Below are 22,905 nucleotides of genomic sequence, written 5' to 3'. Positions count from 1 at the left end.
AAGTACGAGCCGGGTATGGACTCGTACTTTTTTATTCAGATTTTCTATTATGCTCGCTAATGCTGATCCCGGGGAACTTAATCGTTCCAGTTCATATTCACTTTTCCTTTGGCTGCATCCCCGTATAGATACAGTACAACTCTACTATTATCCGGGTAACTGCTCAAATCCCAAACATAGGTTGAATCAAGTTCATTAAGCGAAATACGTTTTTCTTCTTTGCCATCCACGGTCAATCCCATTTCCAATGTACCCTTTTCAACTTCAGCACTAACTTTCAAGGCCTTAGGAGTACCGTTTTTAATTTTAAAAGCCCTGCTTTTTTCCCCATTAAAGTACCAGAAAGATAACTTCCAAGAACCTGGCCTCACCGTTTGGGTCTGAATAATAGAAATATTTTTAGATGAGAACATTTCTGGTTGCGCATAAACACTAGCAACAAAAGCGGAAATGACCAAAATAAAAGTTAATACGACACATGTAACTGCAAAAATCAGAGGCTTCTTGCTATTGTTTTTTGTTGTGGTCAATGCAATCCCTCCTTGTGCCATGGCGGCACCACAATTTGAGCAATAGGGTTTTCCTTGCTGTGTCTTATACCCACATGAAGGACATAACGTTTGTTGTTGCTTGCGTCCAATAAGAAAATAAAGTAATAGTCCTATAAAGTTGGGGACCAACACCACAATTAAAGTCCACATTCTTGCTTCAAGTCCATGTGATTTTGCATCGCGATATGTCCAGATTCCCAAACCGACTATTGCCATCAAAGCTAACAGCAGCGCTACTCCGGCCAATCCCGTTATGATCCACATGAATAATCCACATCCTTTCTCCTCCATGCTTTACGAGCCAAACCTGACAACACGCTGGCGCACAGGATCAAGCCGCCTCCAGAAATCATAGCCAAATATGAAATCAATGATCCGGGCAGAAGAAAATGAATCGCTGCCACAATCGCCAATGTTTGCATACCACCAATCGTAGCTGGCAACCACCATAGCAAGTTAAAACTTGACTTCTGGCTGTGTATCTTTTGAATAAGCGCAGCCTGTATAGTCGGGGGAGTTGCTTCTTCCTTTAATAACGAACTCCGTATCACGCCATCTAGCTCATCTTCCAAAAAAAGTTTATCCGCCATAATGGATTCCCCCCAATTCTTTTCTTAGTTTCTGGCGCGCTTGATGCAATCGGCTTTTTACCGTACCCTGTGGGATCCGGAGAGCTAATGCAATCTCGTGCACAGGCAAATCACTCATGTAGTATAGTAAAATGGGTACACGCAGTTTTTCCGGCAATTTCTGAACAGCCTCTCTTACTTCCGCATTACGCTGCTTCTCTTCGAACTCAATATCCGTAAATATGGAACTGGATATATTGCTTAATTCACCAACATGATCATCTTGGATCGGAGCAATTCTTTGTCTTCGGGCATATTTTTTACGTTCATCATGCCAGATCCTCGCTGTTACTGCCATGATATAACCAGCTGGATTATTGTTCTCATCAATTTGGAGAGATATATTGAGTATTCGAAGAAAGGTCTGCTGATACAAATCGTCCGCATCAGTCTGGCTGAATGTCAATTTCCGGCAGAAAGTATACACACGACTTCCGTACTCATATATCAGTCGCTCTACTTCATGCCCATCAACTGCCATGTTATCTCCCCCTTCACTTACATATCTGCACAACTAAAGATTTGGTTCAATAAAAAAAAGAACCCTCTACATTTAGAGTGTTCTTTAATTATCCGTTAAGCTATGACTGAAGGTTTCACTAATTCAGATCCGCAGGGAAGTGTATGCCAATTTGCCGTCTTGCTTCCTCCATAATCTCTGCCACAAGCAGAGAATGGGTAAGCGAGTTTACACTGCTCTCACGAAGTCCGGTCTCGATCAGATCAATGAACTCACGAGCTTCGTAGAACATTGATTCTTGCATTTGCGGCTGCCGCAAATCCTCGATCGTGCCGTCGCGATAAATGATTTTCACATCATAAGGCTGATTAATCCGTTCAATCACCAGCGTTCCGTTCTCACCTTGAATCTCCGCTGGCAGATAGGAATCGGCAATCTTCGAATACATCACCGCTGCATCCATCTCATCATAATTCATGATAATGCTGCCCTCGCCATCTGCACCGGATGACAATAGAATCCCGTTAGCCTTAATCTGTCTGGGCTTCCCGAACAAGGTAACCATCGGATAGATACAGTAAGTTCCGAGATCCATTAGCGCTCCATTCGAAAATTCGGGATTAAAGGCATTCAATACCGTCCCTTGCTTAAATGCATCATAACGTGAGGAGTATTGACAATAGCTCGCAAAATATCTGCGCACTTGCCCCAGCTTATATAAATTGTTCTGAACTACCCGGAAATTAGGCATCAGCGTGGATTTCATCGCTTCCATTAACAATACATTGTTACGTTTTGCAGCCTCGATCATTTTCCGAGTCTCTGTCGCATTCGATGCCATCGGCTTCTCACACAATACATGCTTCCCCTGATCCATACATATAATAGCCTGTTCCATATGTAGAGAATTCGGGCTGGCAATATATACGGCATCTATTTCCGGACTTGACGCCATGGCTGACACATCTGTATATACGGCCGGACTTCCGTATTTGGCACCAAAGGCTCTCCCTTTCTCTTCTGTACGAGAACATACCGCTGTTAAGGCGAAGCGTTCCGTTTCCATCGCCGCATCAATAAAGCGCTCCGTAATCCAGTTCGTTCCGATAATTCCGAATCGCACCATACTATTCAACCCCTTTTTTCTCTAGTATTAATAAAATATCCGATTTTGAACACGCTATCAACATTCTCTCATGAGAAACATCACATGTCCACCTTTCACAAACCCTTCATCAATATAGAATGAATCGGCCGCCAATGCACTTGCGTTTTGCTTGGGCACTAATCTACAATAGAACCAAGATCATGAAGCATGAAAATGAGGTGAGTACAATGGGTGAGCGCGACGTTGACTTGATGAGCGGAGATACCAAATATATGATTTCCGGTGATTCCATTTCCAAAGGGGTCATCTATGATGAAGAACGCAACAAATACATCATTCTGGAGGACAACTATGTCTCACTCCTGCAGCAGAAATTGAAGGGTGCGGTCCGCAATACGGCCCGATTCGGCAATACCCTGATGAAGGGCTTCAGCAATCTCAAGCGAGATGTGGATAAAGATAAGCCTAATGTCGTCTTGATCGAATATGGCGGCAACGACTGCGACTTCAATTGGAATGAGATCGCCGATAATCCCGACGCGGAGCATAGCCCCAAGACGGATTTCAATACATTTGAGAAGATGCTGACGGAAGCCATTGAATATTTGAAGAAGCAGCAGATTACTCCGATTCTGATGAACCTGCCGCCTCTGAATGCAGATAAATACTTCAAATGGGTCAGCAGGAGCAATCCGGATGCCGAGAAGAACATTCTAAGATGGCTCGGCAGTGTAACGAAAATATACTGGTGGCAGGAGAGATACAACTCCACTATCCTGAAAGTCTCTGAAATGACTAAGACTAAGTATATCGACGTGCGCGGCGCATTCCTGGAACACCCTGATTTCACCAAGTTCCTGTGCTCGGACGGAATTCATCCTAATCAGGAAGGCCATCGCATCATCAGCGAGAAGGTGCTCGAGTTCGTGAAGAGCAACTACCAATACCTTCTGCTGGATTCCACCAACAATCTGGCCTTGGAATAGAACGAAAGACAAAGACCCAGCTCCTCGACAAATGCAAATTCGAGAATGGGTCTTTTTTGCTGTCTGGAATAATCGGTATATGGGGTTACGGCCTCAATCCTAATCTTTAAAAATAGTTCTATACATAACCATAATTATCCATTATAATCATATTGCACCATAGATAAGCAGCACGGGATAAAAATACTCCCCGCTCCATGCAGATCCGTTAGAGACCGGATGTTTTTTATCCTAAGAAAGTTTAAGCGCTTAAATTTAAATTGTGAGGAGGTTGATAATCCAAAGTATATTATTTCTATATCTTTGTAAGGTTCACATCAAACAACCGGAAGTTATTCCTCATCCCAAAAGTTAAAGCGCTTTAATTGTTGAATTAACATCTACGCCTAATTATTAAATTCGCCAAAAACAAATTATGGAGGGAATTAGGAATGAAAATGACAACCGAAAAAAGAACCAATCCCAAAGGAAGACTTACAGCGATTATGCTCAGCTTTGCCCTGCTCAGCTCGATTGTAGCATTTTCCGGTGCTGTGCAAACCAAGGCATATGCCGAGCTTCTTGATAACGATGCGGATACGAATGTTACTCAAACCTTGACCCTTACGGAAAGACAGACTAACGGTCAGGAGATTGCACCCATGGCGGCTGAAACCCCTGAATCCAAATTTTCACCGCAAACCCTTCAATTTTTAAAAACGAATACGGGCCTTGACGCAGAACAGTGGGATAACATTATGAAACTCGTCAACAAACCGGAGCAGGATGATCTTAACTGGACCAAATATTACGGTTACTGCGAAAATATTGACGATGACCGCGGCTATACGATCGGCATTTTCGGAGCCACCACAGGTGGGCCAAACGACCAGGGTCCGGATGCTCCCGCGTTATTCAAAGAATACGACCGGATCAAAGGAGCCAGTAACCCAAGTGTTGAAGGGGCGCTGAAACGGCTTGGAATCAACGGAAAAATGAAAGGCAGCATCCTGGTCATTTCGGACAGCAATAGCACATTCGTTAAAAAGATCAACAGTCTGCAAAATGATTCCGCCTGGAGAGAAGCCATGTGGCGCACCTTCTATAATGTCTACATTAAATATAGTGTCGATCAGGCCAAAAACCGCGGCTTTAATACGGCCTTGACCATCGGTTCTTTTGTCGACACCGCCTTGAATCAAGGCGCAACGGGCGGCTCCAACAGTCTGCAAGGCCTTCTGTCCAAATCGGGCACCAGCAAGGACGAAAAGACGTTTATGACGAAATTTTATGCGGAGCGCACCAAAGTTGTTGACACTAATCAATACAACACACCTCCAAACGGTAAAAATCGCGTCAAACAATGGAGCACGCTTCTGAGCATGGGGGAGACCGATCTGAAGAACGCCGATGCGGCGATCAAGCAAGTAACCAATTGGAAAATGAAATAAACCCGATGTCCAGGTAAACAAACCGTTTTAGTAGAACAAAAAGCAGGGGCATCGCCGAAGATGCTCCCTGCTTTTTCTCTTTTATTTATTTCATAATTCGCTTTTCGTGTGGATGCGCACCATCCCCGCTACAGCAAAGACCATCCTCTTTTTTACGCTTTCTCCGTTCCTTAGCCCTTCCGGGCCTGAAGCTCCTGCCATACTTTTTTATTGCTGTACTGCTTGTCTGAACTGATATCTTTGCCAAACCATCCAGGTGCAGCAAAGCTCTCCGCCTCTTCCAGCGAAGCAAATTCCACTTCCAATACTAGCAGCTGAATTTGCTTGTAATCGTCTATTTCGATCACACGGTCTCCCCATATCGCTGTAGTTCGCTTTTTAATTAGCGGCACTGCTTGATGGATATTCATTATTTGTTCATATAACCCTTCGGAGATGGAATACTCCACTTCCTCACGGGCAATCCCGTGGCCTTTTTTGAAGGTATGCGTATATTCAACTTTCCCACTGGCCTGATCCTGAATTTTGCGGACTCTCAGCTCCTGATCCCCATGCAAGGCGAGGTATGTCTGCTCAATGATCTGCTCTTTTTTATTCCGGATCTCGCCTTCTTTGATCCTATTCGCCGGATACTCCGGCAATAGAAATTTACGTTCAATTTCAAGTGACATCACAATTCTCCTTAGTTCTCAATCTAAGCTCTAAACCATTCAATATTATCTCATCTGTCCTTAAGTATAACACTGCCCTTGAAAATAAAATATCCTGTCCCACTTCATCCGTGAGACAGGATATCGCAGCCAAATCTGCTCTAGCCAAACAACATATATCCAGCATTAAATCTGACTACGCACTTCACTCCATACTTACTGCATGATCTTGCAAATATTGTTGGTGAAGTCTACCGGATCTTCAATCGGCAAGCCTTCGATCAACAGGGCCTGATTGTAGAGCAGGTTCGTGTAAAGATTCAGTTTATCTTTATTTTCCACGGCAAAAGCATCCTTCATCGCCTGGAACACTTCATGATTCACGTTGATTTCCAGCACTTTATCAGCCTTCACTTCTTGGCCGCTTGGCATCGCATTCAGCACTTTCTCCATTTCAATCGATACTTCACCTTCAGAGGAGAGGCAGACCGGATGGGATTTAAGGCGCTTGGACGCTTTGACCTTCTTCACTTTACCGCCAAGGAAGCTGCTCATATACTCGAACAGATCTTTATTTTCCGACTCGTCCGCTTTGGCCGCTTCATCATTGGCATCTGCTTCGATACCAAGGTCGCCGCTGGATACGGATTTGAATTCCTTTTCCTTGTAATTCATGATCACTTTAATCGCAAACTCATCGATATCATCGGTGAGATAGAGAATTTCATAGCCCTTATCGGCTACCATTTCCGTCTGTGGCAGCTTCTCAAGACGCTCAACCGACTCGCCGGCAGCATAATAGATATACTTTTGATCCTCTGGCATTCTCGATACGTATTCATCCAGAGTAACCAGCTTCTTCTCTTGAGAGGACGTGAACAGAAGAAGATCCTGCAGCACTTCCTTATTCATGCCATAATCATTATACACGCCGAATTTCAATTGACGGCCAAAGGACTCATAGAACTTCTCATACTTGTCGCGATCATCCTTAAGCAAGGTTTGCAGTTGGCTCTTGATCTTGCTTTGGATGTTTTTGGCGATCATTTTCAGCTGACGATCATGCTGCAGCATTTCCCGAGAAATGTTCAGCGATAGATCCTCGGAATCGACCATCCCTTTGACGAAGCTGAAATAATCCGGCAGCAGGTCGCTGCATTTGTCCATGATCAGCACGCCGTTGGAATAGAGCTCTAGACCCTTCTCATATTCCTTAGTGTAATAATCGAAAGGCGTCTTCTCAGGGATGAACAGGATCGCATTGTAGACGATAGCGCCATCCGCCTTGATATGGATATGCGAGATGGGTTTGTCGAACCCGTAGCGCTTCTCCATATAGAAGTTCTCGTAATCCTCATCGGTCAATTCACTCTTGTTCTTGCGCCAGATCGGCACCATGCTGTTCACTGTCTGTTCCTCGACAAAATTCTCAAATTCATCCTCGCTGCCTTCCTTAGGACGGCTCGATTGAATATCCATCTTGATCGGGTATCTGATGAAGTCGGAATACTTCTTGATGATCGATCTCAAACGATATTCTTCGAGATACTCTTCGTAGTTCTCATCTTCCGTATTCTGCTTAATCTTAAGTGTAATTTCGGTACCCACATTATCCTTCTCACAAGCCTCGATCGTGTAACCATCTGCACCAGCAGAATGCCATTGATAGGCTTCGCTGCTACCCAGAGCACGGCTAATAACAGTAACGTCATCGGCTACCATAAATGCAGAATAGAAGCCTACTCCGAATTGGCCAATAATGTTATGTCCATCCTTCGACTCATTCTCATTCTTGAAAGCAAATGAGCCGCTATTAGCGATAATACCTAGGTTATTCTCCAATTCTTCCTTCGTCATCCCGATACCTGTATCGGAAATGGTCAGGGTGCGGTTCTCTTTATCCACCGCGAGCTTAATATAGTAATCGTCTTTGTTAAAGACCAGGTTATCATCGGTCAAAGCTTTGTAATAAATCTTGTCAATCGCATCACTTGAATTGGAGATCAATTCCCTCAGAAATATTTCCTTTTGCGTGTAGATGGAATTAATCATCATTTCCAGTAATCTTTTGGATTCTGCTCTGAACTCTTTCTTAGCCATGAATGAATAATCTCCCTTCAATATTATCGTTAGGATCACACTGTTAAAATTCCATATTGCCCCTCTTAGCACTCATAACTCCAGAGTGCTAACACATAACTTTATATTAAATATCCTATTTTTCAATGTCAATATCTCATCGTGATATTCGTGCATTTCTATCAGGATTTTCCGATTGCAAGCCTGATATGAGCATTTCTACAAGTTTAGACGAAGAAATGATGTAGAAATTCTAAAATCAGCCTGATCGCATCTATCAAGCGGACATAAATGACCGTTAGAGCAAGAAATAAACAACTTCGCTATCCTAATGGTCACTAATGACCGTTAGAGGGAAAAATGCGGCGTCCTGAGCGATTATTGCCTTGTAGCGGACATAAGTGACCGTTAGAGCAAGAAATAAACAACTTCGCTATCCTAATGGTCACTAATGACCGTTAGAGGGAAAAATGCGGCGTCCTGAGCGATTATTGCCTTGTAGCGGATATAAGTGTCCGTTAGAGCAAGTAAGAAGCAACTTCGCTATCCTAATGGTCACTTATGACCGTTAGAGGGTAAAACGCGGTGCCCTGAGCGATTATTGCCTTGTAGCGGACATAAGTGACCATTACAAGGGAGGCGTATCCAAGGATCCACGCTAACGGTCAATATTGTCCGTTGGATCCGGTCGACAACTGGTTATAGCCGCCCTGTTTGGACACACAAAAGGGGCGCCTCTGAGTCGGATTATCGACTTTTGAGACGCCCCTAGAAGAAGCCATGTGCAGACTAGCCAAAGCCCTGAGTGAATAACTGTTACTGTTCTCTCTCCGACAGCTTGCCGTCTTCGATATACACGATGCGATCACATAGATCGAGCATCCGGTGGTCGTGAGTGACCATAACCGCGGCCTTGCCACGCTGCTTCACTTCATCCGCCAGCATCTCTACGACAGCTCTGCCTCTCTCAGAGTCCAGACTGGCCGTCGGCTCATCCGCGAGAATGATCTCCGGGTCATTCATCCATGCCCGGGCGATGGACACACGCTGACGTTCTCCGCCAGACAAGCTGTCTGGATAATGCTTCAAGCGATGTCCCAGACCAAGCTCACGCAACAGCTTCTCCGCCTTGGCGTGTGATTCCTTGCGTGATTTGCCAGCTAATTCACCAATCAGAATTAATTGATCGATCACCGTGAGATAAGGGATCAGGTTGGCTGATTGAAAGACGAAGCCAATCTTGTCGAGCCGGATTTGATTCAGCTTCTTCTCTGGCAGTTGGCTAATCTCCTGATCGCCGATCCAGATTTGTCCGCTGGTTGGTGACAATAGCGCTCCGGCAATCGAGAGGAAGGTACTCTTTCCTGCGCCCGAAGGTCCCACAAGGGCAACAAATTCTCCTGCCTTGACCTCCAGCGAAATTTGATCCAGCACCTTCACAGAGGTGTCCCCGTCACCGTACACCTTGCTGATATTTTGCAGCAGCAGCTTAGTATTCGCAGCAGCGCCTCGTGCGCCTGCAATCTTAGCGGCACTATTTTTACTCTTGTCGGTTTGCTTATTCAAGTGATCTGTCGCTCTGTTCATTACTGTACTCATTTACATCGCCCTCCCAATCGCTTCAATCGCATCTACCTTGACAACACGGTACAGGGACAACAGCGAGCCCAGCAAGGACACGACGATGAACAATACCGCACATCCGGCAACAACCGACGTGTTCAATTGGAACGGCATGCTGTCTGGAAGTACCCTAGCGACGCCATAGGTCAGCAAAATACTGATAGCGAGACATACCAGCGATAAAGTCAGTACCTGCAGCACCAGACTGCGAGCGAGATAACTATTCTTGGCGCCAATTGCTTTGAGAACACCAAACTGGTTCATTTTTTGAATCGTAATGACATAGAAGAAGACAGCCAGCACGAAGGCAGCGATTATGAACAGGAACGCAATCATCATAAGCAGAGATCCCTGTTCCTCCTGGTAACCCGGGATTCCCTTCAGCGCCGTATCTTTATTCACGATTTCAATGCCTTGCACCTTACTCGTGATCTGATCCGCGATCGTCTTGCTGCCACTCATGGCGACTGCATTATATGCCGTGCTCTCCACAGTGGCTGGCCTACCGGCCTCGGTTGCTTCCAGTCCTTTGAAGCTCATCAGAATGACAGGAGTATGACTGTAGGATTGACCCTCCGTGAAGCCCACGAGCTCATATTGCTGCCCCGAAGCCTGATCCTCGATCATGTCTCCAAGCTTAAGTCCCTTATCGGCAAAAGTCTTGTCAGCGACCGCTTCATTGTCCGCTTCGGCAGCCATCAACCGCCCTTCCGTGATAACCGGGGCCAGCGCGCCTTCCGGATCAATACCGAAGAAGGTTGCGTCTATTTTCTTGGTCTCGTCCACTTTGGCGATTGAGGTCATTTTGACGCTTAGCGGATTTAATTCGACTCCCTGCTGATCGCTGGATGCCTGCTGGATCTGCTTCCAGGTGTCTTCTGTGATCATCGAACGGTTCAAGCGGTGATCCGCATCCTGCTGCAGAATTAAATAGTTTGCTTTCATATTTTGAATGGATGACGCATTAGCGTAAGATAACCCCTGCGCCAGCCCAGTTACAAACAGAACGAGAAAAGCAATGAGAACCATAATGAGTGAAATGAGCAAGTAGCGCGTCTTGGCATGCTTCATCTCTCGGATTGCTAGAAACATTGTGTTCATCTCCTATCCTATAAGTTGATCTCTTTATGCAAATCACTATAGGGCTGGAATATGAACGCAATATGAACAACAATTACTTCATCGGCAAAATAACACGAAATACCGATCCTTTACCAAGCTCACTCTCCACCTCAATTCGTCCGCCGTGCATAGTGATGATTCTGTTCGTGATCGCGAGCCCCAGACCGCTGCTGCCTTCCTCGCGGCTTCTAGTCTTATCCGCGCGATAGAATCTCTGAAAAATATTCGAAATATCCTCCGCTGCAATACCGATCCCCGTATCTTCTACCTCAACGACACATAGGTCATCCTGCTGCTTCAGACGAACGAAGATCGTACCGCCTTCTTCTGTATATTTGATACTGTTCGTCAGCAAATTAATCCACACCTGCTGCATAAGCCTGCTATCGGCATAGACCATGATGGAGGGAAGATCCATATCGATGGCCAATTCCTTCTCGCGCCAGCTCCATTCGGTCATGAACAGGACCTGCCGGATCTGATCGCCGACATCGAAGCTGCTCTTCTCCAGGATCGCCTCCTCCTTATCCAGTGAGGCCAGCATTAGCAGCTGCTTGCTTAACTGCGACATCCGTTTGCTCTCGTCCTCGATAATGGACAAGTAATGACGCCGCTGCTCTTCCGGTAAATCTGCATGCAGCAGCGTATGTGAGAAGCCCTGGATGGAGGCAAGTGGCGACTGCATCTCATGCGATACGTTGGAGACGAACTCCTGCCGCATCTCCTCCAGCTGTTCGAGACTTCGCGTCATATGGGTGAACCGATTGGCCAGCTCGCCGATCTCATCCTTTCTTTTCAAATCCAGCTTGATATTGTACTTCCCTTGGGCCAGCATTTTGGTCGCTTCCGTTAGCTTGATGATCGGGTGAACGACCCAACGAGTATTAAATACGAACAGAAGGATACTCATCGCGATGGTGAGGACTAGAATGATCGCAAAGAAATTCCGTAATTCCCCGAACTGTACCTCTACATTCGGCCGGATAAATAGCGCAAAGGAATCCTCGGCTGTCTTGAGTGGAACGCCGATAGAATTTTTCAGATCATTGTCGAAGAACCCAGTAATGAACAACCCCGGGGGAAAATCCGCAATCCCGTGGTAGACTTGTCCGCCAATGACGCTCTTGATCACCTGCTGATCCAGTTCTGTTCCGCGGAATGACCCGCCATAGAAATAACCGCTACCCTGCTCGTTCACAATGTATATTTGATAGCCGAGATCACTAATATGCTCCAGATAGTCACTCAGATTAACCTCGCGGTTCGTCTCGTAGAAAGCTTGAATCTGTTCGGCCATCTTGCTGATCTTCTGGTCGTTATAAGGCTTCAGCTTGTGCTGATAATAAATGTTTGAAGCGATAAAGGCCGTGATGCTGCTGACAAGAATAACAAGAATCGACGTGAACAAAATACGGATGTACAGCGATCTCATGAGCTGGCCGCCTCCAGCTTATAGCCAACGCCCCGCATCGTAGTAATGATGATGTCGTGATTGTCCTTGAAGCGGTCGCGCAATCTTTTGATATGAACATCCACTGTACGGTCATCCCCGTTGAAATCGATGCCCCAGATCAGCTCAATCAACTCCTCACGTGTAAAAATTCGCCCCGGATAGCTGGCTAATTGAAATAGCAGTTCAAATTCCTTCAAAGGCAGCATAAGCTGCTTGCCCTTGCAATGTACTTCGTATCCTTTACGGTTCATGATCGTGTCTCCAAGCTTGATCGACTCCGCGCTCACCATCTGATAGCGTCTAAGCAGCGCTTTGATCCGGAATAACAGCTCCTGCGGTTCAAAAGGCTTCGTCAAATAGTCATCGGTCCCTACGGAGAACCCGCGCTCCTTATCCGCCAGCTGATCCTTGGCTGTCAACAGAATCACCGGAAAATCATAATACCGTCTGATTTCCTCGCATAATTGAAACCCATCCTTACCAGGCATCATGACATCTACGATGGCAAGATCAATGTTCCGGGAGAAAAGAAGCTCTGAAGCCTCATTGCCATCAGCAGCCTCGATCACCCGATATCCCTCGTTCTGCAAATAATAACCCACCAGCTCGCGAATATGCCGATCATCATCAACGATTAATATATCTAACATGATTACTAGCATCCCCCTGTACAGATCATCCCTGAATACAGTCAATATATCGTACTCTATGCGATATCTCAAACAGACCAATCAGGGGACTGCGTATTAAGATCCATGCATCTATCCATCCTGATCCAAGCACAAAGATAGGGCCTCTCCGTTATAGTGTTTATGCCGGTGAAGGCCCTATTGTAACGTCCCGAGACGACCTGATACATCCTGATGATGATCTGGCCCATTGTGCTGTATGCCGCCTCTAACAAAACGTGGTAGCGATATTTGGCTGCAAAAGCGCCGCCCAAAATTGTAACGAAACTGAGCACATCAGGGATCACAGCGTCCGAAACTTCCTCCCTAAGGGACTGGGGTGTCCGGTAGATACATAATATCCGCCCCCCCCTAAGGGACAGCTATGTCCGTATGTTCCATCCCCTGAGGGGTGACAATGCACCGTGCACACAGGGAGAAGTGCGCACCAAATAAACGGATTTGTAACGGATAACCATGACGCTTTGAAGCGAAAATTCGCCATTATCCAGTTTTAACGGACACCCGTGACCCTTAGAAGCGAAAATTCACCGTTATCCAATTTTAACGGACATTATTGTCCCTTAAACACTGCTAACCAGCGGCAAAAGGGTATTTTTATCTTGTAACGGTCACCTATGTCCGTTAGACATCATAATATCCGAAAATTCCTCTCTAAGGGACAGTTATGTCCGTTAGATTTTTACGATATATCTTACCGCTGTTTTGGCGGAAATAGCGTTCTGTTAGCAAAAAGCCGCTATGCCTCTGAACCCTGCGAGGCTGAGCTCGAGCTTGCTAGGGTGCGAAGCACTTCGCGCTTGAGCGAAAGACGTACCTGACGCGATAACCGTTAGTTTAGGTTCCTTCGATGACGTTATATAAAGCGTAGAGGTCCAACAGGACTACGACATTTTCAATAATATTATCAACCGCTCAATTGCGATCCCGGGAGAGGGAGCGTCTCCTTCGACCAAGGTATACGTGTCTTTAAAGGGATGGGCTGGATCGGCTTGACCATCATCGTGCTTCTCATGTTAATGGGGGCGTCTTTTTATTTTCTGGCGGATTTTTAGAACCTTTGTCGAATGAGTGGAAGTCAGAAGGAATCTAAGGGGTGTATTTCGTATATGAAATGGAATAGGATTACGCTGAAAGGGTGGGTGTATCATGCAGACGTCAATTATTCGAACTGTAGAGGAATTAACCAGCATAGAACAACAATGGCGGGATTTCATGCGTCATATAGAGAATCCTGAAATCTTCGCATCGTGGGAGTGGATGGAATCGTATATTCATCACTTGATGGGCCCTTCGAAAGAACTCTTTATTATCGTCGTTACCGATCAAGATACATGCGTAGCCATAGCTCCTTTGTGTAAAGTGAGCCAGAAAATCATATGGCGCAGAATAAGTACACTACAGTTTATTGTTTCCGATGTAGGAGATGTAAATCAAATTTGCATCCATAAAGACTGTCATGGCGTGAAAGTACTCAACCAAATCATCCAAGTACTGCTGCAGCATCAAGATGAATGGGATTGGATGGACTTGTATAATCTACAATCCAGTAATCCGCAAACAGAGCTGGTTAAGCATTTTTTCGGTGAACAATTTGATCTGTTCGAAAGAAAATTATCTGTTGCCCCATATATTGATTTAAAGCAATATAACGATACGAAAGCCGATAAGAGCAGGATTAAAGCAATTGAACGCAAAGAGCGGAAATTATTACGGGATCATGATGTAACAATTAAAATCTTTGAGCCCTTTGATCTGCAAAAATGGGGCAACTTTACCGAATTACATAAACAACGTTGGCAAGATAGTTTGTTTAACCAACCTAATAATGAGGCTTTCTTTAAAGAAGTCTTGCTGCAACTCAACAACCAAGAACGCACACACCTCTCTTATCTTGATATAAATGGCCATACCGCTGCAGCTTGGCTCACCATGATCTATGCAGACAAAGCATATATGTACATGATCGCATCACCTAAGCATTACGCGGAATATGGGGTTGGGTTAGTATTGACTAATCGGGTGATTCGTCATCTCATGAATAGCAGTAGCTGTTTGCGAGATATTGATTTTCTAAGCGGTCAGCAGGATTACAAATTTTACTGGGCAGATCGCTTAAAAATCAACTATCATATCCGGTTCATTAACCGAGCACGTAGAACTAAGCTGCTTCGAGCCTATTCCCTCATTCAATTCAATAAGCCGCGATTGAAATCGCTCCTCACACAACGTTAACTCGGGAAAACAAATCCCCTTCGTTTGGGTGGGGGATTGATTAAAGACTTCCCTGTAGCTTCTATCTTAAAGCGATGTACGAACTCCTTCACCTTCATCCTGTACTTGAGCCGCATAGGCTTGTGAATATCCCCATTGAATCCGCAACCGATCAAGTGCATCACTGAATGGCCTTCAAACAGGGGAGTGGAAGAAGGTTACACACGCCCATTTGGCACTCTCATTAGCTCTCTAAGCGATTCAGATAGACATTCACTCGTACATACTATCGACGCGATCACACCGGCTACCAATCACCTTGAGTGCAAGGGCGGCCGCGGCGCTCTGGGCGTCGTCCGCCTGGGTGATCGCCGAGATCACGGCGACACCATCCGCTCCGGCGGACACGACCTCCGCCGCGCGCGCCGCGGTAATCCCGCCGATACCGACGATCGGCGCGGTAATGCCCTGGGCCCGCAGCGTCTTCAGCACCTGTGGGCCCTGCACAGCACGAGCATCCTCCTTGGAGCTCGTCGGATAGATCGGGCCGATGCCGAGGTAATCGGCCCCCTGACGGATGGCGGACCGTGCCTCCTCGAACGTAATCGCGGATACGCCGAGAATCCGCTCGCCGATACGGGCACGGACGCGGTCCGCCGCCTCATCCTCCTGGCCGATGTGAACCCCATCGGCATCCACCGCCAGCGCCAGCTCCACATCGTCATTGACGATGAACAGAGCTCCCGCGCTGTGGCACAGGGCCCGCAGCTGCCCAGCAAGCTCCAGCCGGGCTTCCCCCGTCAGACTACCGGGCCCTTTCTCCCGAAACTGAACGAGTGTGACTCCGCCCTCCAGCGCTTTACGCACGACCTTGACGGGATCTTCCTTGCAGTTCACAGAGCCTACAACCAAATAGAGCTGCAAATACTCACGCATTCGGTCGGAAGAGATTCTTCCGTGTTTTCCAACACGCTCCCCGTTCTTCTCCATACCACTACCTATTATGCTTTGATTCACTGACTCGAACTTGCTAACCTCACGCCTACTTTCCCCCATTCCGTCATTCTCTCGCGATTCTTCCCGCATGTTTCCCCGAACCATTTCTCCAGCGATAGCCTCGACAGACGTTCCATCTTCATTCATCAGACTTGTACCCTCCTTCGACAGTAAGCCCAATGATTGGTTGGTCCATGACCCCGCCCCAGCTCCAGTGTGTCCTCAATCGCCGCTTGGATGAAGGCGCGCGCCTCCTCTACAGCCCGCTCTACTGTCAACCCCTTTGCCAGACCTGCCGCGATTGCGGCCGAGAATGTGCAGCCGGTTCCATGCGTATGCTTGGTCTCTATACGCCTACCAGCGAGCCCCGTAAAGGCGCTACCGTCATATAGCAGATCTATCACCCGATCCCCTTGATCATGCCCCCCCTTGATGACCACGGTGCGCGCTCCATGTTCGGCGATACGCTTCGCAGCTTCGCGACGATCCTCCATCGTACGGATCTGGATGCCTGACAGCACTTCTGCCTCTGGGATATTTGGCGTAACGATCAGGGCAAGCGGGAGCAAATGCTCCTTCATCGCCTGAATCGCTTCAGTGAGCAGCAGCGATGCCCCGCCTTTGGCGATCATCACCGGATCAACGACGACATTTCGCCAGCCGAAGCTGGCAATCTGTCTCGCAACCAGTTCAATAATCTCCGCATTGAAGAGCATTCCTGTCTTGAGCGCATCGACGCCGATATCCGAACCTACCGCCCTGATCTGCTCGGCCGATGCCTCAGGCGGCAATGGATATACCTTCTCAACCCCGAGCGTATTCTGAACTGTAATCGCGGTAATCGCCGACATCCCGAACACATCCAGCTCCTGAAAAGTCTTAAGGTCAGCCTGAATTCCGGCACCACCTCCGCTATCCGAACCGGCGATCGTCAGAGCTCTCGGAATGCTCATCTTGATTCACCTCCGGCAGCCATGCTACTCGCCTCAGCTATAGTTGCATATCCCTTCACCGAATGAGGGTGAAGCTTGGCCAGTTCATCCAGGAAGGCAACCTGGAAGCTGCCCGGTCCTAACGAGGCGGTCCGTTCCGCAGCACGAGCTGCAGCTGCACCGTAATAAGCCAATCCCGCCGTGCCCGCGAGCATCATATCGCGCTCAACCGCTGCGAAAGCCCCTAGCACAGATGTCAGCAAGCAGCCAGCTCCGGTGACCTGGGTCAGTAGCACATCTCCGCCGCTGATGATCCGGTAGTGAGCCCCATCGGCTATGACATCCTCTTTGCCAGTTATGGCCACTACTGCATTGAATTGATGGGATGCCCGGAGTGCGATTTCCGCATTTATTTCCGCACTGCTCTCAGCCGCATCTACTCCTTTAATGTCCGAAACTTCACCGACCAGATTAGCGATCTCCGAAGCATTGCCGCGAATTAGGGCAATCTTCACCTCACGCAGAATCCGCTCGGCTGCCTCCGTACGGAGGCGGGTTGCCCCCACACCTACAGGGTCCAGCAATACAGGAACACCATGAAGGTTGGCTGACTTCCCGGCGATGATCATTGCATCCACCTGCTCAGTCGACAGCGTGCCAATATTCAGTACCAGTGCACCCGCCACTTTGGCCATATCCGCTACCTCTTCCCGGGCATAAGCCATCACTGGCGACGCGCCAAGCGCAAGCAGACCATTCGCGGTGAAATTGGTAACGACCACGTTCGTCATATTATGTACGAGCGGCCGTGCTTTCTGTACCTTAGTTAAGAGTGCAGCAATATCCTGTTCGAGTGTACTCATTCTAGATCAACCTCATTCTCCAATTTTATTTTTCGGCATCATTCCCATCTGGGATCTGATGCCACAACAAGTTCGTAGTTCCCTCCGTTTTTCGGCGGATCCGGCCAGGCCAGATTGTTCCCGTTCAGTTCCGGCTCACATACATTCCTAATTCCGGCTCTTGTACCCGTTCAGTTACGGCCCATAGCCTCGCTTCCCAAATCCATGGCAACCGGCCATTCTTCCTCGCGGAATGCCATATCCCAGAACATATATTCCAGTTGGCAGCTCAGCAGAAAATGCTCTCTCATTCGCAGCCGCTCGGCTTCGGTCACGTGCTCAGCCCAGTCATCTACATAACGGCAGAATCGTTCGGTCAGATCCGACATTCCTCCCCCGTAGAAATCGATCCAATCGTAGAACGGATGCGATTCATCTGGTTTGACTTCCTCTAGCAGACGCTGACCGATTTCGATATACGTCCAAGGACAAGGCAGCAACGCGGACACGATCTCACCCAGGCTGCCTTCGTGCGCAACGGTTAGCATATGACGGATATAGTGATGTGCCGAGGGCGCGAGCGGAAAGCCTTGGAGTTCCTCATAAGTAACTCCAGCCACGCGGCAAAAATTGTTATGCGGGTGCACTTCGCTATGAAGCACGAAGTTGATCTGCTCGTTGAACATCTCGATCTCCTCCCGCGTACGGCTCTTGGATATGGCAATGCCATAAATCCGCATAAAGGCGTTCAAATACTCAAAATCCTGCTTCACATAATGGATCAACTGCTCCTTCTTCAATGTTCCGTCCGCGATCCCACGTACAAATGGATGGTCATAAATAGCTTGAAAAATACGATCTGCCTGCTGACGAAGCTCTCTCGTAAAACTCATGGTCTCCACCTCCAAATTTTTTTCGAAACTATAAAAGTTGAACTGTTGTCCCTATTCCTAAGTTTTCATTTGTTCAACTTACCTCTTGAATGAAGAAATCCCCTGAGAGGACTGATGGAACCCCTTGATTCGCACGAATAATCAAATGCAGATGCAGATTTTCGGTCGGATTTACACAGCAAAAAGGCCGCTCCGGATATGGAGCGGCCTGTCACTTTAACAAATATAGCTACAGCAATTCAGTCCGACTCCACTTTCCTACGCTAGTGCTAACTAGATCAGGTTCAAAGGGTCCAAGATTTATCTTGTCTCAGTCGTTATCACGACTCCCCTAGTGGATTTCCTATTCAATTACCTATTATTTAACTATGGCAGCAGACTTATGTCAAATAGTGACAGTCCCTGATGCCTGGCTTATTACTCCTCGACGAACAAAGGAACCTTCACAAATCCTTGCTCTGTCATCTTGAACAGACCGAGATCGGAAATACGCAGTTCAGGAATAACAACCAGCGCCAGCAGTGACAAGGTCATGAACGCATAGTTCATTGTGCAGCCTGCCTGATACAACGCTTGACTTACCGCACGAGATTGCTCGGCAACCTGTTCGAACGGCGCATTCGACATCAGTCCAGCCACAGGTAGCGGCAGCTTGACGATCTTGTCTTCGGTAACAACAGCGATACCGCCCTGCATTTCTGCAACGGTGTTCGCAGCCTTGGCCATCAGAGCATCGGAATTCCCGATGATCATCACATTATGACAGTCATGAGCAACGGTCGTTGCGATCGCAGCCGGTACGTTGAAGCCAACGCGCGATACCAGACCCACCGTCTTGTTGCCTGTTCCTTTGTGACGCTCAATGACGGCCAACTTGGAGATGCCATCCTCTACCTTAAGTGCAACCTGTCCGTTCTCAATCCGCACAAACACAAGGTCTTCCGTCGTATCCACGTGGTTCTCGCGTACACCGATAGCTCGCGCCGTCAATTCGCCGGATTGGATTGGGGCTTCGATAACAAAGTCCTGTTCAATCACCGTACGAGTAAGGTGCACCGAGTTAATAGCCTCCTGCGGATATTCGAACTCAGGCAATTCTACGGTCATCTTGCCGTTCTCAGCCACAACTTGTCCAGCCGCAATCGTCATAACAACGTTCACGTCGGCCAAATTACCATCAAGGATAATGATGTCAGCGATGGAAGCCGGTGTAATGGTGCCTACATCCCGAGCAACCCCAAAGCGTTCTGCCGTATTGATCGTTGCCATCTGGAAAGCCGTTACCGGACGTACACCTTGCGAGATCGCATGACGGACTACAAAGTCCATATGTCCCTCATCGACGAGAGATTCCGGGCTGCGATCGTCTGTGACGAGCATCATGCGACGTGTATCAATCCCATAGTCTGTATGAGCCTTAATCGATTCGGCGACATCATGCCAGGCCGAACCGCGTCTCATTTTGGCGTACATGCCTCTTCTGACACGCTCAATAACATCCTCAGCGTTCACGCTCTCATGGCAGCCAGTAATTCCGCTAGCCGCATAAGCAGATATTCTCCAATCATCAACTGGCCACGTATAGTGTCCGTCCGCTACTCTACCAGCACGCAGCGTAGCCTGAATCTCTCCAATCATCTTCTCGTCTCCGAATACCACGCCCGGGAAGTTCATGACTTCGCCCAAGGCGATCATATCAGGACCCCAAGTGAAGGCTTCAGCAACCTCTGCCGGGCCGATCTCAGCTCCCGCCGTCTCCATATCCGGGCCTGTAGACGGAACGCATGAAGCAACCTGCATATAAGCAGCAAGCGGGGTTTGTCTGGCTTCGTCCAGCATGAGTCTCAGGCCAGGCAGTCCCAATACATTTGTAATCTCATGAGCATCAAAAAATCCGCCCGTCGTACCCTTTGGAAGCACGGCTCTGGCGAATTGGGTTGGTGTTATCTGACTGCTCTCAATATGACAATGACCATCCAGCAAACCAGGAGCGACATAACGCCCAGCAGCATCGATGATCTTCGTATCTGTACCGATCATATGGCTGGGATCCACCCCTACGAAGGCAATCCGGCTGCCTTGAACACCGATCGATATACCGTCCTGAATCTCTCCAGAACATACATTGACCAGTTTCGCATTTTTAATAACCAGTGTAGCCTTCTTATCTCCCCGCGCCGTAGCAACTAGGTCAGGCACACAATCAGCAAGCTGTGGTCTGGCAAACAACTGTGATGTACTCATGATTATGAAATCCTCCCACTCAGTAATTGTGCTGCTCTAATGCCCTTAATCTCATTGGAGCTAACAGTTTCTAGATGAAACAAGCATATACAATACATTTTGGTTTTGCAATTCTTAATCCCGATTCTACCTTCATTAGCTACCGCTAGCGATAGTCCAGAGAATCCATGTTACTCAAATATAGTTGGCTTGGATTTAGGAATAAATGCATCCCGTTCCCATCCTTCCAGGATCACAATCGTATCGAGTCGAGGGTTATCCGGCCAGAAAATATACCTCTCCTGTACTAACACATCCAGAGCGGATTTAATATCTCGGTATTGACGGCCAGTCGTGCGTTCTAACTCAGGCTTCGTTGGCATTCGGCGCCGCTGCGTTGAGAAGTTGTACAGAATTCGAAGCACCTTGCGTTCCAGATCATTTAACATTACTCTCACCTCTTACAGGAACATATGTTTGTATTATATGCCTCTTCCAGCAAGATAATCAATATGCGAGATCATTAATATGTAAAAAAAGCCCGCTAAACTCATTAAGGTTAGCAGGCTTCTCTTATTCCGGCGCTTCCATATTTGCTTATAACTTAGCCTGTTTATTAGAGAGTAACGTGTCAATGTTGAATTAGAAACAAAAACTTCCTGTAATAATTACCAGTAAGATAAATAGAACTAAGATCGCTCCAGTCGAAGTCCATAATCCGCCAACTCCAGGTCCACAGCCTGATCCACCAACTACTTCACCCAACGTGTATCCCTCCTTGATTAAGAGTACACACCATCATATTCCGCTATTGCCCCTAGTGATTAGGCATCTATCTCTGTATACTTCGCCCAATTATCGGGATTCTCGTCTAGGTTGGGTCCGCCGTTTCTCCACTGATCCGATCCTCTATCTAGCCCAGCGCTGATGCTGGGTCTCGACAACCTCACCTGATAATATCGCCTTCTCGATCATCATGCCGAGATAATGATCCTGCGATGCCTCCGCCACACTGTAGAACTCGGGTCCACCGGCTACATAATCAGCCATCTTCTGTAAGCAGTGGGCAATAGCGATCTCGTCATCATATAATCTGGCCGGAGCATACGGATTCTCGTACAACCAATTCTCCCCACACAAAATCCCTTTCAGGAAATAGCCTTCCTGATTCTCCAGTTCCCCCTTGTTAATCCGTTTCAGCTCCAATTGGAGCGGTATCGTCGATTCCTGTTGAATCAGAACGCGACTGTCGAAGATTTCGCCTCGTTCCCCTCTGACAGACAAATGGTTCGAACGCGTCCAGGAGCGGTGCTGGTCCTTGGTAAAATCATATATTCCAAGACGATCTCCAAAATCGAGCCAAGCCAAGTCTCTCTGGAGTGGCATCATTCGGTCCTCTGTCGGGTTCCCTTCGCGTGTCGGTCCACCAACCCACTGGGATTCGAATCGCATCCCTCGAATTTTCACATTTTCAAATGAGATCCCCAGCATTTTACGGATAAGACTTACGCCATGATACAGATGAGATATTGATACCGTTGTCTCTGTAATTCTGCCTAGTCTCCCTGATCGGATCAAAGCTAGGCGTGCTTCCTGGATCGGATGGAACTGATATTGCTCAGCCACCTGAATACGTATGTCAGTAGCAAGCAGCTTATCATGCAACTGTTCCAGTCCTTCCAGATCAGGAGCAGGTGGTGTCTCTGCCAATACCGGAATCCCTTCCTCTGCCAGTCTGCACAGATAATTCAGACCTTCATTGCCGCTTACGGATACGACGATAAAATCCGGGCTCTCGCTTTGCAGCATCTGATCCAGTGTCCGATAGGTTGATACGCCCCATTTCTTTTCCATTTCCAGCGCTTTAGCCTCATTCCTGACGACCGTGGCGCTAACCTGGAACCGCTCGGGCATCGTCTGAGCAATTCTGAGATAATACTGCGCGCGGAAGCCGGCTCCGCCAATAATACTGAATTTCACCGGTTTCAATAGTTCCCCTCCTGACATAAGCCTCCTGCTTATCTC

At 47.5% G+C, this 22,905-nt stretch carries 20 protein-coding genes and 1 riboswitch; of the genes, 3 read left to right on the top strand and 17 right to left on the bottom strand.

Annotated features, from left to right (window positions below; translation table 11 throughout):
- Positions 1-77: 77 nt before the first annotated feature.
- The 4 genes from EI981_RS05335 to EI981_RS05320 all read right to left on the bottom strand — a co-directional run bounded on the left by EI981_RS05335 (position 78) and on the right by EI981_RS05320 (position 2,766).
- Positions 78-815 (bottom strand): PLD nuclease N-terminal domain-containing protein, encoded by a 738-nt coding sequence (locus EI981_RS05335; protein ID WP_126996091.1) that lies wholly within the window; start codon positions 813-815, stop codon positions 78-80.
- Positions 803-1,141 (bottom strand): hypothetical protein, encoded by a 339-nt coding sequence (locus EI981_RS05330; RefSeq protein WP_126996089.1) that lies wholly within the window; start codon positions 1,139-1,141, stop codon positions 803-805. The genes EI981_RS05335 and EI981_RS05330 overlap by 13 nt, the downstream gene beginning before the upstream one ends.
- Positions 1,131-1,661, bottom strand: a complete 531-nt coding sequence (locus EI981_RS05325) for an RNA polymerase sigma factor (RefSeq protein ID WP_126996087.1) — start codon at positions 1,659-1,661, stop codon at positions 1,131-1,133. Before EI981_RS05325 ends, EI981_RS05330 begins: the two co-directional genes overlap by 11 nt.
- Before the next feature lie 118 nt (positions 1,662-1,779).
- Positions 1,780-2,766: a Gfo/Idh/MocA family protein gene (locus EI981_RS05320; RefSeq protein ID WP_126996085.1), complete on the bottom strand. Its 987-nt coding sequence runs from the start codon at positions 2,764-2,766 to the stop codon at positions 1,780-1,782.
- A gap of 182 nt (positions 2,767-2,948) precedes the next feature.
- Here EI981_RS05320 and EI981_RS05315 point away from each other — a divergent pair, with 182 nt between their 5' ends.
- Together EI981_RS05315 and EI981_RS05310 are read left to right on the top strand one after the other, a co-directional pair.
- Positions 2,949-3,734 carry an SGNH/GDSL hydrolase family protein gene (locus tag EI981_RS05315; RefSeq protein WP_227011705.1) on the top strand — a complete coding sequence of 262 codons (786 nt, stop codon included), beginning with the start codon at positions 2,949-2,951 and terminating at the stop codon, positions 3,732-3,734.
- A 437-nt stretch (positions 3,735-4,171) separates the two neighbouring features.
- Positions 4,172-5,164, top strand: a complete 993-nt coding sequence (locus EI981_RS05310) for a chitosanase (protein ID WP_418789059.1) — start codon at positions 4,172-4,174, stop codon at positions 5,162-5,164.
- A gap of 170 nt (positions 5,165-5,334) precedes the next feature.
- Here the strand turns inward: EI981_RS05310 and EI981_RS05305 are convergent, their stop codons facing one another.
- From EI981_RS05305 to EI981_RS05280, 6 genes are all read right to left on the bottom strand, one after another.
- A complete protein-coding gene (locus tag EI981_RS05305) occupies positions 5,335-5,835 on the bottom strand; it encodes a CYTH domain-containing protein (RefSeq protein WP_126996081.1) in 501 nt (166 codons plus the stop codon).
- 195 nt (positions 5,836-6,030) lie between these two features.
- Positions 6,031-7,914: a molecular chaperone HtpG gene (htpG, locus tag EI981_RS05300; RefSeq protein ID WP_126996079.1), complete on the bottom strand. Its 1,884-nt coding sequence runs from the start codon at positions 7,912-7,914 to the stop codon at positions 6,031-6,033.
- A gap of 795 nt (positions 7,915-8,709) precedes the next feature.
- Positions 8,710-9,492 carry an ABC transporter ATP-binding protein gene (locus EI981_RS05295; protein WP_227011703.1) on the bottom strand — a complete coding sequence of 261 codons (783 nt, stop codon included), beginning with the start codon at positions 9,490-9,492 and terminating at the stop codon, positions 8,710-8,712.
- A complete protein-coding gene (locus EI981_RS05290) occupies positions 9,493-10,608 on the bottom strand; it encodes an ABC transporter permease (protein ID WP_126996076.1) in 1,116 nt (371 codons plus the stop codon).
- Positions 10,609-10,690: 82 nt separating this feature from the next.
- Positions 10,691-12,070, bottom strand: coding sequence for a sensor histidine kinase (locus tag EI981_RS05285; RefSeq protein WP_126996074.1), 1,380 nt, complete (start codon positions 12,068-12,070; stop codon positions 10,691-10,693).
- Positions 12,067-12,741, bottom strand: a complete 675-nt coding sequence (locus EI981_RS05280) for a response regulator transcription factor (protein WP_126996072.1) — start codon at positions 12,739-12,741, stop codon at positions 12,067-12,069. The genes EI981_RS05285 and EI981_RS05280 overlap by 4 nt, the downstream gene beginning before the upstream one ends.
- A gap of 1,188 nt (positions 12,742-13,929) precedes the next feature.
- Here EI981_RS05280 and EI981_RS05275 point away from each other — a divergent pair.
- Positions 13,930-15,015: a GNAT family N-acetyltransferase gene (locus tag EI981_RS05275; RefSeq protein ID WP_126996070.1), complete on the top strand. Its 1,086-nt coding sequence runs from the start codon at positions 13,930-13,932 to the stop codon at positions 15,013-15,015.
- A gap of 252 nt (positions 15,016-15,267) precedes the next feature.
- Here the strand turns inward: EI981_RS05275 and thiE are convergent, their stop codons facing one another.
- The 7 genes from thiE to EI981_RS05240 all read right to left on the bottom strand — a co-directional run bounded on the left by thiE (position 15,268) and on the right by EI981_RS05240 (position 22,869).
- On the bottom strand, positions 15,268-15,984 hold the full coding sequence (thiE, locus tag EI981_RS05270) for a thiamine phosphate synthase (protein ID WP_127004384.1): 717 nt from the start codon (positions 15,982-15,984) through the stop codon (positions 15,268-15,270).
- Between the two features lie 152 nt (positions 15,985-16,136).
- On the bottom strand, positions 16,137-16,943 hold the full coding sequence (gene thiD / locus EI981_RS05265) for a bifunctional hydroxymethylpyrimidine kinase/phosphomethylpyrimidine kinase (protein WP_126996068.1): 807 nt from the start codon (positions 16,941-16,943) through the stop codon (positions 16,137-16,139).
- Positions 16,940-17,785: a hydroxyethylthiazole kinase gene (gene thiM / locus EI981_RS05260; RefSeq protein WP_126996066.1), complete on the bottom strand. Its 846-nt coding sequence runs from the start codon at positions 17,783-17,785 to the stop codon at positions 16,940-16,942. Before thiM ends, thiD begins: the two co-directional genes overlap by 4 nt.
- A gap of 170 nt (positions 17,786-17,955) precedes the next feature.
- Positions 17,956-18,657, bottom strand: a complete 702-nt coding sequence (gene tenA / locus EI981_RS05255) for a thiaminase II (protein ID WP_126996063.1) — start codon at positions 18,655-18,657, stop codon at positions 17,956-17,958.
- A gap of 238 nt (positions 18,658-18,895) precedes the next feature.
- A riboswitch (TPP riboswitch) is annotated at positions 18,896-19,000 on the bottom strand.
- Between the two features lie 74 nt (positions 19,001-19,074).
- Positions 19,075-20,901: an adenine deaminase gene (locus EI981_RS05250; RefSeq protein ID WP_126996061.1), complete on the bottom strand. Its 1,827-nt coding sequence runs from the start codon at positions 20,899-20,901 to the stop codon at positions 19,075-19,077.
- 170 nt (positions 20,902-21,071) lie between these two features.
- On the bottom strand, positions 21,072-21,329 hold the full coding sequence (locus tag EI981_RS05245) for a hypothetical protein (RefSeq protein ID WP_126996059.1): 258 nt from the start codon (positions 21,327-21,329) through the stop codon (positions 21,072-21,074).
- 460 nt (positions 21,330-21,789) lie between these two features.
- On the bottom strand, positions 21,790-22,869 hold the full coding sequence (locus EI981_RS05240) for a Gfo/Idh/MocA family protein (protein WP_418789040.1): 1,080 nt from the start codon (positions 22,867-22,869) through the stop codon (positions 21,790-21,792).
- Between the last annotated feature and the right edge of the window lie 36 nt (positions 22,870-22,905).

Origin of the sequence: Paenibacillus lutimineralis, assembly GCF_003991425.1 — a bacterium.
Taxonomy (GTDB): domain Bacteria; phylum Bacillota; class Bacilli; order Paenibacillales; family Paenibacillaceae; genus Fontibacillus; species Fontibacillus lutimineralis.
This window is presented reverse-complemented; position numbering and strand designations above follow the sequence as displayed.

Excerpts from the sequence above, each read along its gene's own strand:
- EI981_RS05335 (WP_126996091.1), bottom strand. The coding sequence starts at position 815 with ATGTGGATCATAACGGGATTGGCCGGAGTAGCGCTGCTGTTAGCTTTG.
- EI981_RS05330 (WP_126996089.1), bottom strand. The coding sequence starts at position 1,141 with ATGGCGGATAAACTTTTTTTGGAAGATGAGCTAGATGGCGTGATACGG.
- EI981_RS05325 (WP_126996087.1), bottom strand. The coding sequence starts at position 1,661 with ATGGCAGTTGATGGGCATGAAGTAGAGCGACTGATATATGAGTACGGA.
- EI981_RS05320 (WP_126996085.1), bottom strand. The coding sequence starts at position 2,766 with ATGGTGCGATTCGGAATTATCGGAACGAACTGGATTACGGAGCGCTTT.
- EI981_RS05315 (WP_227011705.1), top strand. The coding sequence starts at position 2,949 with ATGAAGCATGAAAATGAGGTGAGTACAATGGGTGAGCGCGACGTTGAC.
- EI981_RS05310 (WP_418789059.1), top strand. The coding sequence starts at position 4,172 with ATGACAACCGAAAAAAGAACCAATCCCAAAGGAAGACTTACAGCGATT.
- EI981_RS05305 (WP_126996081.1), bottom strand. The coding sequence starts at position 5,835 with ATGTCACTTGAAATTGAACGTAAATTTCTATTGCCGGAGTATCCGGCG.
- htpG (WP_126996079.1), bottom strand. The coding sequence starts at position 7,914 with ATGGCTAAGAAAGAGTTCAGAGCAGAATCCAAAAGATTACTGGAAATG.
- EI981_RS05295 (WP_227011703.1), bottom strand. The coding sequence starts at position 9,492 with ATGAGTACAGTAATGAACAGAGCGACAGATCACTTGAATAAGCAAACC.
- EI981_RS05290 (WP_126996076.1), bottom strand. The coding sequence starts at position 10,608 with ATGTTTCTAGCAATCCGAGAGATGAAGCATGCCAAGACGCGCTACTTG.
- EI981_RS05285 (WP_126996074.1), bottom strand. The coding sequence starts at position 12,070 with ATGAGATCGCTGTACATCCGTATTTTGTTCACGTCGATTCTTGTTATT.
- EI981_RS05280 (WP_126996072.1), bottom strand. The coding sequence starts at position 12,741 with ATGTTAGATATATTAATCGTTGATGATGATCGGCATATTCGCGAGCTG.
- EI981_RS05275 (WP_126996070.1), top strand. The coding sequence starts at position 13,930 with ATGCAGACGTCAATTATTCGAACTGTAGAGGAATTAACCAGCATAGAA.
- thiE (WP_127004384.1), bottom strand. The coding sequence starts at position 15,984 with ATGGAGAAGAACGGGGAGCGTGTTGGAAAACACGGAAGAATCTCTTCC.
- thiD (WP_126996068.1), bottom strand. The coding sequence starts at position 16,943 with ATGAGCATTCCGAGAGCTCTGACGATCGCCGGTTCGGATAGCGGAGGT.
- thiM (WP_126996066.1), bottom strand. The coding sequence starts at position 17,785 with ATGAGTACACTCGAACAGGATATTGCTGCACTCTTAACTAAGGTACAG.
- tenA (WP_126996063.1), bottom strand. The coding sequence starts at position 18,657 with ATGAGTTTTACGAGAGAGCTTCGTCAGCAGGCAGATCGTATTTTTCAA.
- EI981_RS05250 (WP_126996061.1), bottom strand. The coding sequence starts at position 20,901 with ATGAGTACATCACAGTTGTTTGCCAGACCACAGCTTGCTGATTGTGTG.
- EI981_RS05245 (WP_126996059.1), bottom strand. The coding sequence starts at position 21,329 with ATGTTAAATGATCTGGAACGCAAGGTGCTTCGAATTCTGTACAACTTC.